The sequence below is a fragment of the Vibrio cortegadensis genome (assembly GCF_024347395.1).
Lineage (GTDB): Bacteria > Pseudomonadota > Gammaproteobacteria > Enterobacterales > Vibrionaceae > Vibrio > Vibrio cortegadensis.
Map to the genome: position 1 here is coordinate 882,859 of NZ_AP025473.1, position 15,108 is coordinate 897,966.

Sequence of the window (15,108 nt, forward strand, 5' to 3'; positions counted from 1 at the left end):
TTCATAGCAAGAAATGCTCCACCGATAGTGGGGTGAGATCACTTTTAAGGAATTTAGCGTTGAATTTTTTGGACTTTTTGCGTGGATTTATACTCAGTATAGATCACATTATTTGATATAAACGGCAACATTGATGGCGAAAACAGCAAGAGATAGAGATGACACGCAAAGGTTTGCGCAATCGGTAAGTTTTAAGGTTGTTGTAACTAATTGATTTTATTAATAACAGCTAGAAGTGCCGGGTAAGAAGGGTATTTAGGTTTGGAATTTCTAAGATGATATCACAAAAAAAATGCATTTATCAGACTTGCCGAATGGAAATCAGGGCCTATAATGCTGAAAACCGGAGCGTCTGCCAACGCTCCGGTTTTTTTGTGTCCGAAAAATGGTAACGACTTCTGCCAAAGTCAAAACCACGCATAATGCGAATGACACATAAGTTAATGAATCAAGGAATTACACCATGCGTATCGAACAAGAACTTAAGTTAGGTTTTAAAGATGTACTGTTTCGCCCTAAGCGTTCAACTCTAAAAAGCCGTTCTCAAGTAAATTTAACCCGCGATTTTACATTCAAGCATAGTGGTCGTCAATGGTCAGGAGTTCCGGTAATCGCTGCAAATATGGATTCTGTTGCCACTTTTGAAATGGCAGCTGCTCTCGCAGAACATGGGGTGATGAGCGCAATTCACAAACACTACAGCGTAGAACAGTGGGGCGAATTTGTTAAAAATTCAAATGCTCAAACGCTCAATAACGTGTTTGTTTCATCTGGAACCTCGGATGCTGATTTTAAAAAACTTCAAGAAATAATGGCATTTAGCGATGAACTGGCTTTCATCTGCATCGACATTGCTAATGGTTATTCAGAGCATTTGGTTGAGTACGTTGAGAAAGTGCGTGTTGAGTTTCCAACCAAAACTATTTCTGCTGGAAACGTTGTGACTGGCGATATGTGTGAAGAGCTTATTCTTGCAGGCGCTGACATTGTAAAAGTGGGTATTGGCCCTGGCTCGGTTTGTACGACTCGTGTAAAAACGGGCGTTGGCTACCCTCAACTTTCTGCCATTATTGAATGTGCGGATGCTGCGCATGGCCTAGGCGGTATGATTATCGGAGATGGTGGTTGTTCATGTGCTGGTGATGTGTCGAAAGCGTTTGGCGGTGGTGCTGACTTTGTAATGCTTGGTGGCATGTTAGCTGGGCATGAGGAGTCTGGTGGTGAAGTTGTTGAAAAAGACGGCAAACGTTTTATGAAGTTCTACGGCATGTCTTCAGAAAGTGCGATGGCGAAACACTCTGGCGGCGTTGCAAAATACCGAGCAGCAGAAGGAAAAACTGTTTTACTTCCGTTCCGTGGTTCTGTTCATGATACGATTTCTGACATCCTTGGTGGCGTACGTTCAACGTGCACATACGTAGGCGCAGCAAAGCTTAAAGAGCTAAGTAAGCGTACGACTTTCATTCGTGTGCAAGAGCAAGAGAACAACGTGTTCGGTAAAGAGTAGCGTTTAAAATACTTGTTTAAATTTTTTAAGAATTGAGCCACTTTTTAGTGGCTCTTTTTTTATGCTTAAAAATCGTAAATGGCGACAAAGTGGCGACAGTTCAGAAAGTTTTTAAAACTAGGGTATAAAAATATGCACCATCTATGCACTAAATGTGAATATGATTAAAAATCAGCAATGGGATTTTTGGTGATAGCTTCAGCTAAATGATCGGGCGCGAAGTGAGCATATCTCATAGTCATTGTGATATCAGCATGACCAAGGATGTCACGTAACACTAAGATATTGCCGCCGTTCATCATAAAGTGGCTAGCGAAAGTATGGCGAAGTACGTGAGAGGCTTGCCCCGTAGGAAGAGTTAAGCCAATTTTTTTTTTAAGAAGGTAGCAAAATGGAGTGTAGCACTCATCAAATAGCTTGCCTGGTGTTGGTTTGTAGATCTCATCATAGAGCTGCTTAGAAATAGGTACAGAGCGATTTTTCTTTGTTTTGGTATTGGTATAAGTGATCTTATATTTGCCAAGTTGACTGCCTTTCAGTTGGGCTGCTTCATTCCACCGTGCCCCTGTTGCCAAACAGATTTTTACGATTCTTATCATATCTTCGCGTTTATGATTACCAACCTGTTCTAGCAATAACGGGATTTTCTCTTTTGGTATAAATGCCATTTCATTTTCTGGATTTTTAAATGGTTTTATATCTTCTAAAGGGTGAGGAAGGGACCATTCACCAATTTCTTTTAGTTTACTGAAGACGGCCTTAAACCTAGCGAGTTCAGAATTAAGCGTTGAAATGCTTGGGGCTCCCTTTTGCCACTTGTCATCGACAAAGCTAATTTGGCCAGCCATTCGTAAACTTCGAAATTCAGCGTAAATTTTAGCATTAAAGGTGGGGCGATAGGGTTACCCATGGCTTCAACCATGAGTTCGAATTTTTGGTAAATTGCAGCACCATTTACGAGCGTTCTGCCGTAATGCGAGTACCAAAGCTCAATAATGTGTGAAAGCCTGCGGTGATCGGGTTTAGCACCAAGCCAAGGTTTGTCATCTACTTCTTGCGTTATGTGCAATTCGAACGCTTTTGTTTCATCTTTAGTCGCAAATGTTTTACGAACACGCTTACCATTACGGCCGCTTGGGTAGCATTCACAAAGCCATGGTTTTGTGGAACCGTCTTTTAAGTTTCTAATAGACATAGTAATATCGATGATTGCTGTATGTTTATACAGTTTAAATCGGGTTCAAACGTTAAACAATGTTTTAAAGCTATCTATATGCACAATTTGAAGTGGATGTATTTGGATTGATGGGGTTCGTATGATTGAATTAAATAAAATAACCGCTATAACTGTGTTGGTAACGGTGTTTCTAGTTGTGGTGCTTGGGTTGGTTCATTCAGTACAGATTCGGGCTTTGCAGGAACAGAATCTAAAGCTTCATAATGCAGTGTTTCTTCTAGAAGAGGTTTTGCAGCAGGGAAAAAAGTTAGAATTAATGAAAGAATAGCAATAAGTAGCGAAAGCATCGCTATTAAGTTCGCTCTCTTAGAAGCCTTTTCGCTTATCTTTGCTCCTTTATCGTAGTAACGTTGGTTTAGCTCTGATCTCAAGTCTTGGGTAGTTAGAATTGCCCAACGCTCTCCTTTTTCTAACCCATTGCCATTGATTAACAACTCTAGATCGTCATCGGTTAATGAACGAATTTCATTCATAGATAGTGACTTCATTTTGGGAGTCTGCATATACTCGGAAAGACCACTTTTATCAAAGATATGTTGAAGAGTATCTTTGGGGTCATTGGTATTTTCATTGTGTGTAATTGCTGAATTTGTTCGACTCACTGATTTTACAAAAATATCTAATTCATCTTGTTTATGCATCATATATTCACTCTATCTGGATGCGAAGAGGTCGTTATATTTTCAATCGAGAATAGAGAAGCGGAAAGAAATCCACTTCTCTATTACTAATCAAACCTTTTCTGGAATTCTTTTACTGTATGCTGCGATGATCTTATCAAGAGCATACGTTTCGGAGTGGACTTCCACAGCCTCTTTTAATTCAAGTATCTTTTCTGAATTCCAACCTGTTAGGTTGGTTAGTTGAGAGTTTAACCAACTTGCAACTTTAGATGAAACTAACCCATCGACTAGATCTATAATTTGTGTTTGTGCGTCTTCTTTGCTCAGTGGATCTAGTTTTACTTCAGATCCAAAATACTCAATAAGAGTATATTTTTGAGAACGTTCGATTGAGCTTGATGTTAGTTGTATTCGTATTTTTCGAATTACTAGGTTTTTATCTTTAGAATACAGAAGGTTAAGTAGCGCTAGTGCAACAGAACTGCTCTTTTGCATAAGAGTATGTGAATCTAGGAGACCTATTAGTACATCAGCTACAAACTTTGAGTTAGTTAGTTTGCTTTTGCCACCGGAGAATTGGTTGATAATGAACTGTGATTCATGGCTTTCCTCTGAATCTAAGATTTGTATTAGAGCATCGGAATCATTAATTGAAGATATTTCCTTCCAAGCAAAATCTATGAAATATTTATTATCTGTAATTAGAACATCATTGACTAATTCAGAAGACCAATCTCTTACTAGTACATCACAATCATGTAACCAAGCTGCGAGTTTGTTCAAATGCACCTCTTTTTCTTCGATGATACTTGCTAATAGGGAGTAATTTGAATTTAATGCGGAATCTAGTTGAAGAAATATTACCTTATTTTCATTCCATAAACGCTTCACAGAATTCTTGAGTAACGGAAATAAAGTAGTATCTTGACAAGCCATTAATATAGATTCAAACGAGGTAGATAACGACAGAAAGTTAAATAGAGTGTCTTCATCTAAGTGTCCAAACTCTGTGATTTTTTGATTTATAAAACTATTCGGGGAAATAACAGTTCTATTGTTGAGTCGAACTTGAACCGACGTAATTTCATTTTCGATACAATATGCAAGTAGGACGGATATCCATACACCGAGTCTGTTTTGTTGACTGTCTTGAGAAAACTTAGAAATACAGTGATTAAAAACTACGGAGGATTGAGCTGTTTGGTACCAGCCTAAAGTGAATGGTAGTGCATACCAGCTTAAGTTTGTTTGTGCTTTAAATATTGTGTCGTGTAGTACGATAGCATTTTTGTCTGTTAACTCTTTAAGTGAGTTGTTGTCAATTACACTGATAGTTGCTAAATATTCAAAATAGCTTAACCTATCTAAGTAACTATCTGCTGAGGCGATTAATTCTAGGCTTTCTCTAACTTCTTTATTACTTTGCTGGTAGTCCGTAACATTCCATCTACTTAGTTTGTTTCTGTTTGGCCACAGCACATTGATAAAATAATTACTAGAAGGGTTAGATGCAAGAGATGGAATTTCTTTTGTCAATTGCGTGTAATGGTATAGCACTTCTGTGGCTTGATATGGATCCTCATTTTCTTTTAAATTGTCAGCCAAAATGTATTCTTTAACGAGCGATATTTCTTGTTTTATTCGGTCTAAATTTATTGGTAAGCCATGCTCTTGTAGAGCTTTAAAGGCCGATATCGTATTTAGGTTGTAGTGATCTAAACTAGCATCATTTTTTTGTTCTTTGAGCGCATGGTTAATCTCAGGAAGCCAAGTTTTAACCTGATCAACGGCCGATTCAACATTAGTATCTTGCTGATGTAATATTGCTGAATGAGATAAGCAAACCAAATCATATGGTTCTGTGTTTGGTGAGCTCATTGCCTTATTAAACTCAACGATAAATCCATACATATTTGCAAGTTCGCTTATTCCTTCACCGTCATGGTTTTTGATCGCTCTTTTTATTGGGTCTCCAAGTAACTCACATTGTGCAAGTTCCGTGGTCGTTTGGTAGTGAATAGCCATTATTTCTAGCGGCCACTCTTGGACGCCAGCTACCTTACGCAAAATTCTCTTAGTGGCTTCTACCTTAGGGGACCACTTATGTTCCTTAGCTTTTGGGAAAGGCTCCGATAGAAATTCGCTAACTGGGATTTTATTAAGCTTACAAGCGAGTAAGTAAGCAGAGCAGCAACAAGCGTTAGGATTAGTTATTTGGTTCGACAAAATTATTGAAGCGATATCATTGATATGTTTTTTCAAGAACCTTGGCGTTATTTGTTTGCTTTCTAATGTCGAGGCCCAAACATCAATTAAATCTGATGTATCACTCATTCCAGCGCGTTTGGGTAGTGTTTCTTCCCAGTATTTTGCGAATGGTTCACGCCAACCAGCAGACATGATTGGAGGGGCTCTAAATACAACGGGAATTCGTTTTGATATAAATTCCTGTCCGCTCTTTGAGCATTCTTGACTGTCATTCTCTTTTTCTTTATCGCTATTAGACAATGCAGAAGCAATGTGATTTTCAGAATAGGGTACGATAATTCGAAATTTCTTGCTGCAAATAGAAGTTAGTATTTCGAGATCACTCCATATTTCTTTAACTTTTTTACTAGAGACTCGATCTAGATTATCGATAACTAAAATAACCACGTCATTCTCTGGAATGATGGTAACAAATTGGCTAAATGCTGCTTCTAACTCGACACTGCTCACTTCTTTATTAATAAGTAATGTTTCACTAATTGTATCTACGGAATTACGCTTTAATGCACTCCCTATATTTGGCAGTTTAGATAACCAATTAAAATTAAATTTATTACCTAAGAATCTCAAAGAACCTAAGACCAAAGCTAAAGCTAGAGGAGAGAATCCAAGTGTAATATCAATCAGTTGTTTACTAGTGAAAATAGGATTTTCGCTAGAAGGCTCGCCACTTTTTAGTACACTAATAATATCCGTTAACGCTTGTAGTGCGGGTTGCATCGTTCTAGCAGTTAACAGAAGGCAAATGACTAATATGAATGAAATCCATGGTAGGTTACTTTTTACTTCTTTCTTATAAGTGAATTTGTTTCCAAGCGCGAGGTCTTTTGCTTCATCAATTTCGTTTGAATGAGAACTATAAAGTTCCTTAAGTTTTGACGATAAAACCTTAATAAACGAGCTTTTAGTTGAAGAGTGATGATATTTTTCTACATCAAACTCGATAAAATAGAAATTCTTTGAGTCAAGTTTTGATTTGAGTAGTTGGAGAACGGTACTTTTACCAGCGCCAAGTTCGCCTTCTAATCCGATAAGATGAATTTCTGGGAATTGTTCTAATGTTTCTTGGATTGCGTTGGCAGCATTGTTGTGCCCATTACTGCCAAATAGATCTTCCGGAGATGGTTTTTCTATTTGGAATTTCATATTGTTAGCCATGACGTTAGAGTGCCTTAGGTTTTAATTCGTTATGATGTATAGGTAGATATTGTTTGTTTGGTGGCCACCACGCATACAGTTATAAGCCGCTTTCTTTTTGAATAACTTTCTCGCGAAGTTCTTCTGTTAGAGCTACACGCTCAGCACTGTAATGCAGTTTTCTATGACAGTTAGGACACAGTGCGGCGCAGTTCTCGACAGTATCTGGCCCGTTATCTTTTAAGCGGATCAGGTGATGTACTTCCAAAAAAGGTGTGCCGTCTTCTTTGTCAAAAGGGGCTCTATCTCCACAAAGCTCACAGTGTTTATTTGCTCTACGTATTACCCAGCCTTTAACTTTGCCTGAGCGTTTGTATGTTTTTGTTGTTGTTTCAACCGAGTCAGGCTTGTCATCACCAACTGGTTTTTCAGGCGGTTTTTTGCTGTTAATTATTGATTGCATTTCAGCATCAGCAAGCCCAACACCAATAAACGTTTTTCCTAATTTTTCGGATATCAGCTTTTCAATAATTGGTGCTTGGGTTTTTCCTACATTTGCAAGTGGCGCTAAACCTGAAACGGTTGGCAAATCCATTAACGTCATAATATAGGTAATATTCGACATTCTTCTCCCAAAAGCTTTGGGAGTGCGATTGAATTTATCTGCAAGTTGTTTGTAGTAGACGCTTTTCTTGTAGGCGATCCCACTTTCGGCTTTATGCTGCATTTCAAGGTAGGCATCTACTGCCTCAGAAAGCTCTTCTTTTGTCCAAAGCCGACTATCTTTATTGGAGCTCGATTCATTTTGAGAGCTATCTTTCACACAAATTTCAAACCCGAGTCTATTAAAAGAATCAAAGCAGGGTTTGTTGAAGCCAGAGCGAAAATGTTTAGATTTAACGGTGATGTACAGGACCTTCTCCATCGCTAAACCAAAAATTGTTTTGGGCGGGTAGATTTGTCCGTCGACGACTAAACCATATTTGGTGGAGTCTTTATAAGAGTCAACATATCGGTCAAGTTCTAAAAACCTCTTTACAGCATTTAAAATATCTTGCTTTTGCAAAGGTTCAGTTAAGCTACTAAGGTTTGCTATTGTTCCATCACTGTTAAATGTAACCTCCACCTACTTCTTCTCCATCACTAACGCAACTCTACCCACAACCCTTACTTCACCTTCTTCGACTGTTAGAGTCGAGCCGTTGAAGCTGATCGCCAGTTTCTTACCAGGTAAACGTTGAATGTCATTTAGAGACAACAATCCATCCATATCCACTAGGTAAGTGCCGCTTACTGCTTGGTGAACTTCTTTATCGACAATGAATGTAGTCCCATCGTGCTCGATGCCCATTACATTCAGAACCCCAAGTTTGTCTAAGTAGCTCTTATCAAAAGCTAGCGTTTCATTTCCCACAAGCTTTCCATTAGTCAGAATGAAGTAATCGACATCAAAAAGTGTCTTAGCTTCATTTTTTTTAGACGTATGCTCTTGGACTACTTGATCAGGGAAAGCTTCGCCTTCTCCTAAAGCTAGATATTTGATTGATGCGCCAGTCTTCAAATGAAGCCTCAAAATCACTTCGAAGGGAGTTAACTCTCGCTGGTGCCACGTAGATATCGTCCCTTTTGAAATGCCAAGTACGTCTCCAAGGGACTTGAAGTCTCTCGTTTTCGTGACCTTCTTCATCCTTTCTGTAACTTCTCGACCGCCAATGTATTCAAAAGGTGGCATTTGCTCTTGTAATTCACTCATAAGAAGACTGTATTTTCACTCAAATGATGACTGAACAGTGCGGGGTGCGACCCTATTGTCCGAAATGAAACACTCAATAACATAACAGGATATCACTATGCTCTCATATCAAGTAGTCCTAAATACGCCTTTCATGACTTACGATCAATATTCTCAGTTCTCTGGTATGCCAAAACGTACCATCATGGATTGGGTAGCAGATGGTCGCTTACCTATTAAAAAGAAAGCAAAAGGTAAGGAAACTCCCCTAATCAATATCATCGCCTTAGTTGAATTGGCTACTCGTGAAGCAATGGAAAACATGGGGTAGGTCATGCGCTTATCCTCCTTGATTCCCACTAAAGAGTATTGCCCGTTGTGGCTTAATATTCTTGGTTGGGGATTCGTTTTCGTTCCGTTTATCTTCAATTGAGTATTGGTTATGAATGAAATTGACTCAATGTGCGAATTCCGTGGTTCTAAACAAAAGGCATTTAACGATGCGTGTTGTGCATTTGCGAACTTGGAGAACATGACCAAGTTAGCAAAAGCCACTGATATGAATGCCACGATGCTACGTAACAAGCTTAATCCAGAACAGCCACATGTTCTGACTTGTGTCGAGCTAGTGGTGATCACGAAAGCAAGCGGCAACTACACCATTCTTAATAGCCTTTTGCTTGGCCTCGGAGTTGTCACCGCTCAAATCCCAGATGATGCGAGTGAGGAGACATTCATTAAACGAGCACTAGAGAACGCAATGCACTCTGGTGACTTGTCTCGCTTGGCACTAGAACACGCAGGAACGAGCAGGCTTACCCGAATTCACAAGCACACCATTATTCGAAAAGCGCAGGCAAGCATCAGCAATCTTGTGCTTTTGATTTCCGATGTAGAAAACCGCACGACAGGCGTAACCCCATTTTTAAGTATGAGCGTGGACTTCATCGCCAACGGTGCACTTGAATTTACCTAATGTTGAGTTAGTAAAAGGAGTAGCGAGTTTTGAGTGTGTTATTTCGATCATTAGTAATGCTGGACTATTGATCTCAGTAGACACATCTCTTGTCCATGTTTCTAAGGTGTTATACAAAGATGTCGTCGCTATCTATCCTGAGACTTAGTGTTTTAATATTGGCAACCAGCAACAAGTAGATACTTTGAAGTTATCCAGAGTAAAGACTTGGTTAATGTTGGAGACATCAAGAATATGAATCAAATTGAAATTGATGATGTTGGCTATGCGTTAGCCCGAATTAAAAACAGTGATAAGCTGGCAAGTAAAAAAATCGTTTTCTTGTACTGGCATTCTCCCAAAGAGGATATGCGTATTGGTCATGTTCTAAACATAAAAACTTAGAGTCAAGGTTAAGTGGTAGTGATTGGGTTGTTATCGTTGAAGATTTATTGGTTAAACTTAAATTGTAAGCTTGCCTAGACTGGTGTGATGAAAGTAACTTTCTTACTGCTGTAGTTTGGCTGAAATGTATAATTCACAAAAATATCAATTTATGGTTGTTTTGATCTATATTAACATATGATTGTTTTTTGGTTAACGTATTGAAATTAAATGAATCGCAATTATCACGTTATGGTTGTTTCAACATTAAATTTTTTAAGAATTGAGCCACTTTTTAGTGGCTCTTTTTTTATGCTTAAAAATCGTAAATGGCGACAAAGTGGCGACAGTTCAAAAAGTTTTTGAAATTAGGGTATAAAATATGCCACCAATTTACCGTATGTTGCTTGTTTACGTTCCAAAAGTGTTCGCTTATTGGTACGATATACGGAGTGGGTTGAAGGTATGTTACAAAAATTGCACCTCTTCATACTCCGTTTTATTAATGACAAATTGCGGTAGGGTAGGAATGCATACTTACAATTGGCTAGATAGCTATGATCTTGGTATCGAAGTTATAGATTTGCAACATAAGAATTTGCTCGCGATGATTAATAAGTTATTGGTTAATCAAAACGAATCGAGAGGCATAATGCAGCGTTTGATCAACGAAGTTATCGCTTATGCGGAATATCATTTCATAAGTGAAGAGAACCTTATGGTGCTTTCTCGTTATGACGGCTATGAAAAACATACTAATGTTCATAATATGTTACTTAAGCAGCTTAAAAATCAATGCTCTCAATTTATCAATAACCATTGTGAGTTGAAGACGGTAATACTCTTCATGGCAAATTGGCTTATTGAGCACATTATGGCAGAAGAGAACGATCGTGATTTTGCTAAATATTTATTGGCATCAAACGAATATCGCTATCTAATAAAAATCTAAAGGTTTTGATGGAACTGTTGGGTTGATTGGCCTGATTGTTGGGCTTCTTTTCACTATAAAGCTATCTTCAAGCCTATGGTTGGTATATGGTTTACGCCGCTAGCTTTTCCTAGAAAGCTAGCCGTCTAAATAAAGAGTAAACTAGAACAAAGGACCATAACCATCATGCGCGATCTTACGCCACAGCAAGAAGCCGCTCTTGCTATTTTCAAAACAAATCTTCATCTCCCTCATGGCGGTTTCCACTCATTAATCATTGAGCTTTGTAAAGAGTATCAATTACCCTTTCAAACAGTTCGCTCGGTGCTGATGAAGGTGCAACGAGCAACAGAGCGTAGGATCTATGATGAGTTTGACACTGTTGCTGAAGATGATCTTAGCCAAAAGAACTGGCGAGAAGCTATCAAGATAGAACTCATTGAATTAGCTCAAGACAATCAACCCGTCATGAATAATCTGCTTGGTAACGAACATTACCTTAAAGCAAAAGCAGCGATTAAATTACCGATCAGCAGTGAAGATGAACGTGACATAATCTTAGAAGATTTAATGTTGGCGTATGAAAAAGAGGTGTTTAAGCCACTTTTAGCGATGTTGCATACAACATCACTCTACTGGGAATTAATGTTGGCAGAAGAGCTTCACATGATGACAGAAGCTTGTCGTCAGAAATTTATCGAATACCCGCAACATGTTGAGGCTGCAAAGTTTCTGTTCGACTTGGATTCGAAAGTACGAGCTCAAATTCTTAGAGCTTGATTCAAGGAGCTGGCACATTCCCCCACATCGACTCAAATGCGAGTGAGGGAGTGTAATTAACCAGCGATTGAACTCGAACTTAAATGTTATTGCTACTGCTATCGTATGTTTACTCTTTTAATGACGCTAATACATGCGAGAGCGAAGGCAAAATGGAGTGCCCCAGAGCCAATACTTCTTCGCAAGGCTCAACCAAGTCTGGTATTTGATAAGCGATCATATTGGCAGAGATAGCAGAACGAACTCCGTTATTGGAATCTTCAAATGCTAAACACAATTCAGGTTGTACTTGTAGGCGATTGGCCGCAAGCAGATAGATTTCTGGATCTGGTTTACCTTTGCTGACTTCGCAACCCGTGGTTAAGCTATCCACATACTGATCTAACCCGGCGAGCCGAAGTTTAATTTCAGCAATGTCTTTTTGGGTTGAGGTGGCGACAGCAATAGGGTATTTATTTTCCTTCAACCATTCGAGTAGCTCAATCACGCCATTTTTTATTGGAATTGCTTGGTGTTTAACTATCGCACCGTAGCGTTCACGCCATTCTGCATTAAGTCGTTCATAAGACTCTCCATAAGCGTTGCGAAAAATGACTTCAATTCCTGCTGAATTACGGCCGATGATAGAAAGGTAGACATCATCATAAAATGGAAGATTTTGGACTTCACAGGCTTGTTTAAAGACTCTCATGCAGACACGTTCTGTATCGAGGAGGAGTCCATCCATGTCGAAAATAGCGGCTTGAAATTTCATTGGTATGACTTTAACGGGTAAATAAGAGGTGGGATTGTTACATACTTCTCGATATGCGACCATTAATTAATACTCGTCAATTTTTCTATTGAATAGATCAAAACGCGACGAATAAAGCGGATAAGATAATGCACCTTTTGGACCGATTAGAGATCTATTTGTTTCATCGTACTCGTTTGAAAAAATGGCGAGGAAGAAACGCGAAAATATTAGGATGGTCAGATGAAACTGCTCAGAATAAGCGCTTTCAAGCTATTGCCACGGCGACGAATTTTAATGATCGGAGCGTTTTAGATCTGGGGTGTGGGTTCGGTGATTTGTTTCGTTATCTTGATGAGATCTACACTCTCGATTCATACACAGGGATTGATCAGCATCGCCCATTTATTCAAACCACGAAAAAGAGGTTTGCTCAACACCATCTCGATCCGAACACCAAAACAGCAAGTCATTTTATATGGGGTGATTTTAGCCAGATGACCCTTAAGCCGCATGATATTGTTGTCGCTTCTGGCTCGTTAAATTATCGTTCGCGTAATGACGATTACTTATCTTCAGTCATAAATCAGATGTATCAAGCTGCGGACAAAGTACTTATTTTCAACCTTTTAAATGCAGATGTTTTCCCACCTCAGCCATTGCTTGTGAGCTATAACAAACAGGCTATTTATCGTTACTGCAAACTTCAGTGTGATGATGTGTCATTAATCGATGACTATGCTGAAGAGGACTTTACTATTGTGATGAGGAAACCAGCAGTTCAGTGTAACCTGTACTAGCGTCGTGTTCTCGCGAAAACATCAGATCAGGGTAGTGGTGAACGATAAGTTCTGCGGTGTGCGAAACAATAGTGCCTTCTAATAGGTGCCCACCCCATACCTTTCCTTCGCTGTCGGCAACGGATATGTGAATGTGCTGGTGGTTTGGCGTGAGCGTGCCAGTCAAAGATACAATCTCGAAAGGCGCACAAACATTCAACGTATTATCTGCGTTAGCCAGTCGAATATTTAACTGTGAAATGCACCCTGCACAAGAAGCAATAGAGCCTGCACTGATTTTGTTGTCTGGTACGAGTTCAGCTATAGCTTGTTTCAAATCTCGACCTTGAGTGAGGCGAATAGCGATAGGAGTGATCATAATTTGCTCCGAGAGCCTTACAAAAAAGATAATGTAACGTAGTCGACTTTCCCCCACAATCGAAATAATCCCCGCTTGAATCAGAGGCGATTGAAATCAGTCTATTGATCACGTGTGGGAGGGCGATATTGAAGCGAAGCGTCATTTTTAAGGAATACGTTACTCGCGATAATACTGCCAACACAGATAAATCCTAGTGCCGCCCATGTGGTCAAGTCTGGAACTTCATCGAAAATAGGTATAGCCAGTAGAGTAGCGACTGCCGGAGTTGCGGATCCAAAGGCTGCTGAGCGTTCTGCCCCCAACTTGTTGATAGCATATAAATAGGTAAATGCTGCAAGTAAGCCGGCCCCTAAGCCCTGTAGCATCAAATGCCCAGCGAGCTCTTGCCATGGCCAAGAGTTAAACGGTATAGATGTTAAGTGGCTATCGAGCGTGCCAGTGCTCACCAGTGCAAACAAAGCGATCACGGATAACAATGAAATTAGCCCTGCGCTTACGAGAGCATCTAAGTTAGCCACACGAGCGCAAATGGTAAACATCGCCCACATCATACTTCCCATTAGAAACAGTAGGTGCCCAGTCAGTTGGTTTCCATCATACTCAGCTAAGCTACTCGTTAAAAATAACAGGATCCCTAGAAACACAAATGCAAGACCTAACTTTCTATGTTGGCTAAGAGGTTGCTTAAATAAAATAACCGCAATTGCAGAAACAAAAAGCGGAAGCGTCCCTGGGACTAAAGCACTGCCATGGGCAACAGGAACGAAGTGCATGGCTGTGCTTGCAATGAGTAGATAGGGCAGGCCACATCCAATAAACATTCCAATCAAATAACGCAGAGGAACCTTCATTATCTCGATTCTCGCTTTTACCACTAAAGGAAGTAATACCAAAGCAGGTAACGCAAATCGCATCATTGCAATATCTGCCGGAGTAAGATTTGAATTCGCTCCTCCTTTTAGTGACAAAAAGAAACCAGACCAAAGTAAAAGAGTCGCAATGATTGCAGGGTAGCCGTAATTCATATGATGTTATTATCTTTTTAGGTGGATGTTGGAATTATGTATCAATTTTACGGGTGGAATTTGGCAAACTTGCAGTTATAGTAAGGTGTAAATGGTGGGTTCCGCTAAGAGGTGGGTTAGTTTGAGTGGTTTCCACTCAATTTTCTATAAACATGAAAGGAAAGTGCGCGTGGATAGGATTGATCGTCATTTGTTGCATCTACTTCAAAGTGATGGACGTTTAACGACGGCTGAACTTGCCGATCTGGTGGGGTTGTCTGCTTCACCGTGCGCGAGACGCTTGAAAAGGTTAGAAGAGCAGGGCGTGATCAGCGGATACAGAGCAACTTTGGATAGGAAGTCCGTTGGAATCGCGATGACTGTGTTTGTCGAAGTGAGTTTGAATAACCATCAAGAGAGCTCTATTGATGAATTTGAACATGCCATTGTGGATATGGAAGAAGTAGTGAACTGTCATGTTGTCTCGGGAGCTTATGACTATTTGCTAGAGGTGGTGAGTAAAGATCTTGTGGGCTACGAAGCGTTTACTAGGAAACTACAGCGTTTAACCAATGTAAAAGATATCCATACTCACCTGGCTATACGGCAAGTAAAAGGCAATGGTTCGTTACCAGTGTTTGTATAACTAGAATAAG

General features: G+C 39.7%; 16 protein-coding genes and 1 pseudogene. 9 read left to right on the forward strand and 8 right to left on the reverse strand.

Going from position 1 to position 15,108, the window contains the following annotated elements; translation table 11 throughout:
* The first annotated feature begins 463 nt into the window (after positions 1 to 463).
* Complete coding sequence (locus tag OCV39_RS18205) at positions 464 to 1,507, forward strand: GMP reductase (RefSeq protein ID WP_017053589.1); 1,044 nt, start codon at positions 464 to 466, stop codon at positions 1,505 to 1,507.
* 164 nt (positions 1,508 to 1,671) lie between these two features.
* Here OCV39_RS18205 and OCV39_RS18210 read toward each other — a convergent pair.
* The 5 genes and pseudogenes from OCV39_RS18210 to OCV39_RS18230 form a co-directional block, all read right to left on the reverse strand.
* Positions 1,672 to 2,702: pseudogene (locus OCV39_RS18210) on the reverse strand (phage integrase).
* A gap of 146 nt (positions 2,703 to 2,848) precedes the next feature.
* Entirely contained in the window at positions 2,849 to 3,388 is a 540-nt protein-coding gene (locus OCV39_RS18215; protein ID WP_261889618.1) for a hypothetical protein, read from the reverse strand.
* Positions 3,389 to 3,475: 87 nt separating this feature from the next.
* Positions 3,476 to 6,793: a KAP family NTPase gene (locus OCV39_RS18220; protein ID WP_261889619.1), complete on the reverse strand. Its 3,318-nt coding sequence runs from the start codon at positions 6,791 to 6,793 to the stop codon at positions 3,476 to 3,478.
* A gap of 79 nt (positions 6,794 to 6,872) precedes the next feature.
* Positions 6,873 to 7,838 (reverse strand): HNH endonuclease, encoded by a 966-nt coding sequence (locus OCV39_RS18225; protein ID WP_261889620.1) that lies wholly within the window; start codon positions 7,836 to 7,838, stop codon positions 6,873 to 6,875.
* Between the two features lie 60 nt (positions 7,839 to 7,898).
* Entirely contained in the window at positions 7,899 to 8,525 is a 627-nt protein-coding gene (locus OCV39_RS18230; RefSeq protein WP_261889621.1) for a phage repressor protein CI, read from the reverse strand.
* Between the two features lie 97 nt (positions 8,526 to 8,622).
* On the opposite strand from OCV39_RS18230, the gene OCV39_RS18235 reads away from it, so the two are divergent.
* The 6 genes from OCV39_RS18235 (at position 8,623) to OCV39_RS18255 (ending at position 11,554) form a co-directional block, all read left to right on the forward strand.
* The gene (locus OCV39_RS18235; protein WP_171755856.1) at positions 8,623 to 8,835 is read left to right on the forward strand and encodes a hypothetical protein; all 213 of its coding nucleotides are present in this window, start codon (positions 8,623 to 8,625) and stop codon (positions 8,833 to 8,835) included.
* A gap of 111 nt (positions 8,836 to 8,946) precedes the next feature.
* Positions 8,947 to 9,480 carry a phage regulatory CII family protein gene (locus tag OCV39_RS18240; RefSeq protein WP_261889622.1) on the forward strand — a complete coding sequence of 178 codons (534 nt, stop codon included), beginning with the start codon at positions 8,947 to 8,949 and terminating at the stop codon, positions 9,478 to 9,480.
* The gene (locus tag OCV39_RS21225) at positions 9,461 to 9,628 is read left to right on the forward strand and encodes a glycosyltransferase family 9 protein (protein WP_353958735.1); all 168 of its coding nucleotides are present in this window, start codon (positions 9,461 to 9,463) and stop codon (positions 9,626 to 9,628) included. Before OCV39_RS18240 ends, OCV39_RS21225 begins: the two co-directional genes overlap by 20 nt.
* Positions 9,629 to 9,714: 86 nt before the next feature.
* Entirely contained in the window at positions 9,715 to 9,864 is a 150-nt protein-coding gene (locus OCV39_RS18245; RefSeq protein ID WP_261889623.1) for a hypothetical protein, read from the forward strand.
* 508 nt (positions 9,865 to 10,372) lie between these two features.
* Complete coding sequence (locus OCV39_RS18250; RefSeq protein WP_017053590.1) at positions 10,373 to 10,795, forward strand: bacteriohemerythrin; 423 nt, start codon at positions 10,373 to 10,375, stop codon at positions 10,793 to 10,795.
* Between the two features lie 165 nt (positions 10,796 to 10,960).
* Positions 10,961 to 11,554 carry a hypothetical protein gene (locus OCV39_RS18255; protein ID WP_261889624.1) on the forward strand — a complete coding sequence of 198 codons (594 nt, stop codon included), beginning with the start codon at positions 10,961 to 10,963 and terminating at the stop codon, positions 11,552 to 11,554.
* A gap of 109 nt (positions 11,555 to 11,663) precedes the next feature.
* Here the strand turns inward: OCV39_RS18255 and OCV39_RS18260 are convergent, their stop codons facing one another.
* The gene (locus tag OCV39_RS18260; RefSeq protein ID WP_017053592.1) at positions 11,664 to 12,308 is read right to left on the reverse strand and encodes an HAD family hydrolase; all 645 of its coding nucleotides are present in this window, start codon (positions 12,306 to 12,308) and stop codon (positions 11,664 to 11,666) included.
* Positions 12,309 to 12,436: 128 nt separating this feature from the next.
* Between OCV39_RS18260 and OCV39_RS18265 the strand changes: the two genes are divergently transcribed.
* Entirely contained in the window at positions 12,437 to 13,087 is a 651-nt protein-coding gene (locus tag OCV39_RS18265) for a class I SAM-dependent methyltransferase (RefSeq protein WP_017053593.1), read from the forward strand.
* Here the strand turns inward: OCV39_RS18265 and OCV39_RS18270 are convergent.
* Together OCV39_RS18270 and OCV39_RS18275 are read right to left on the reverse strand one after the other, a co-directional pair.
* The gene (locus tag OCV39_RS18270; RefSeq protein ID WP_261889625.1) at positions 13,044 to 13,445 is read right to left on the reverse strand and encodes a PPC domain-containing DNA-binding protein; all 402 of its coding nucleotides are present in this window, start codon (positions 13,443 to 13,445) and stop codon (positions 13,044 to 13,046) included. The genes OCV39_RS18265 and OCV39_RS18270 overlap by 44 nt on opposite strands.
* 101 nt (positions 13,446 to 13,546) lie before the next feature.
* On the reverse strand, positions 13,547 to 14,473 hold the full coding sequence (locus tag OCV39_RS18275) for a DMT family transporter (protein WP_113799729.1): 927 nt from the start codon (positions 14,471 to 14,473) through the stop codon (positions 13,547 to 13,549).
* A gap of 169 nt (positions 14,474 to 14,642) precedes the next feature.
* Here OCV39_RS18275 and OCV39_RS18280 point away from each other — a divergent pair, with 169 nt between their 5' ends.
* Positions 14,643 to 15,098, forward strand: coding sequence for an Lrp/AsnC family transcriptional regulator (locus OCV39_RS18280; protein ID WP_261889626.1), 456 nt, complete (start codon positions 14,643 to 14,645; stop codon positions 15,096 to 15,098).
* Positions 15,099 to 15,108: the final 10 nt, after the last annotated feature.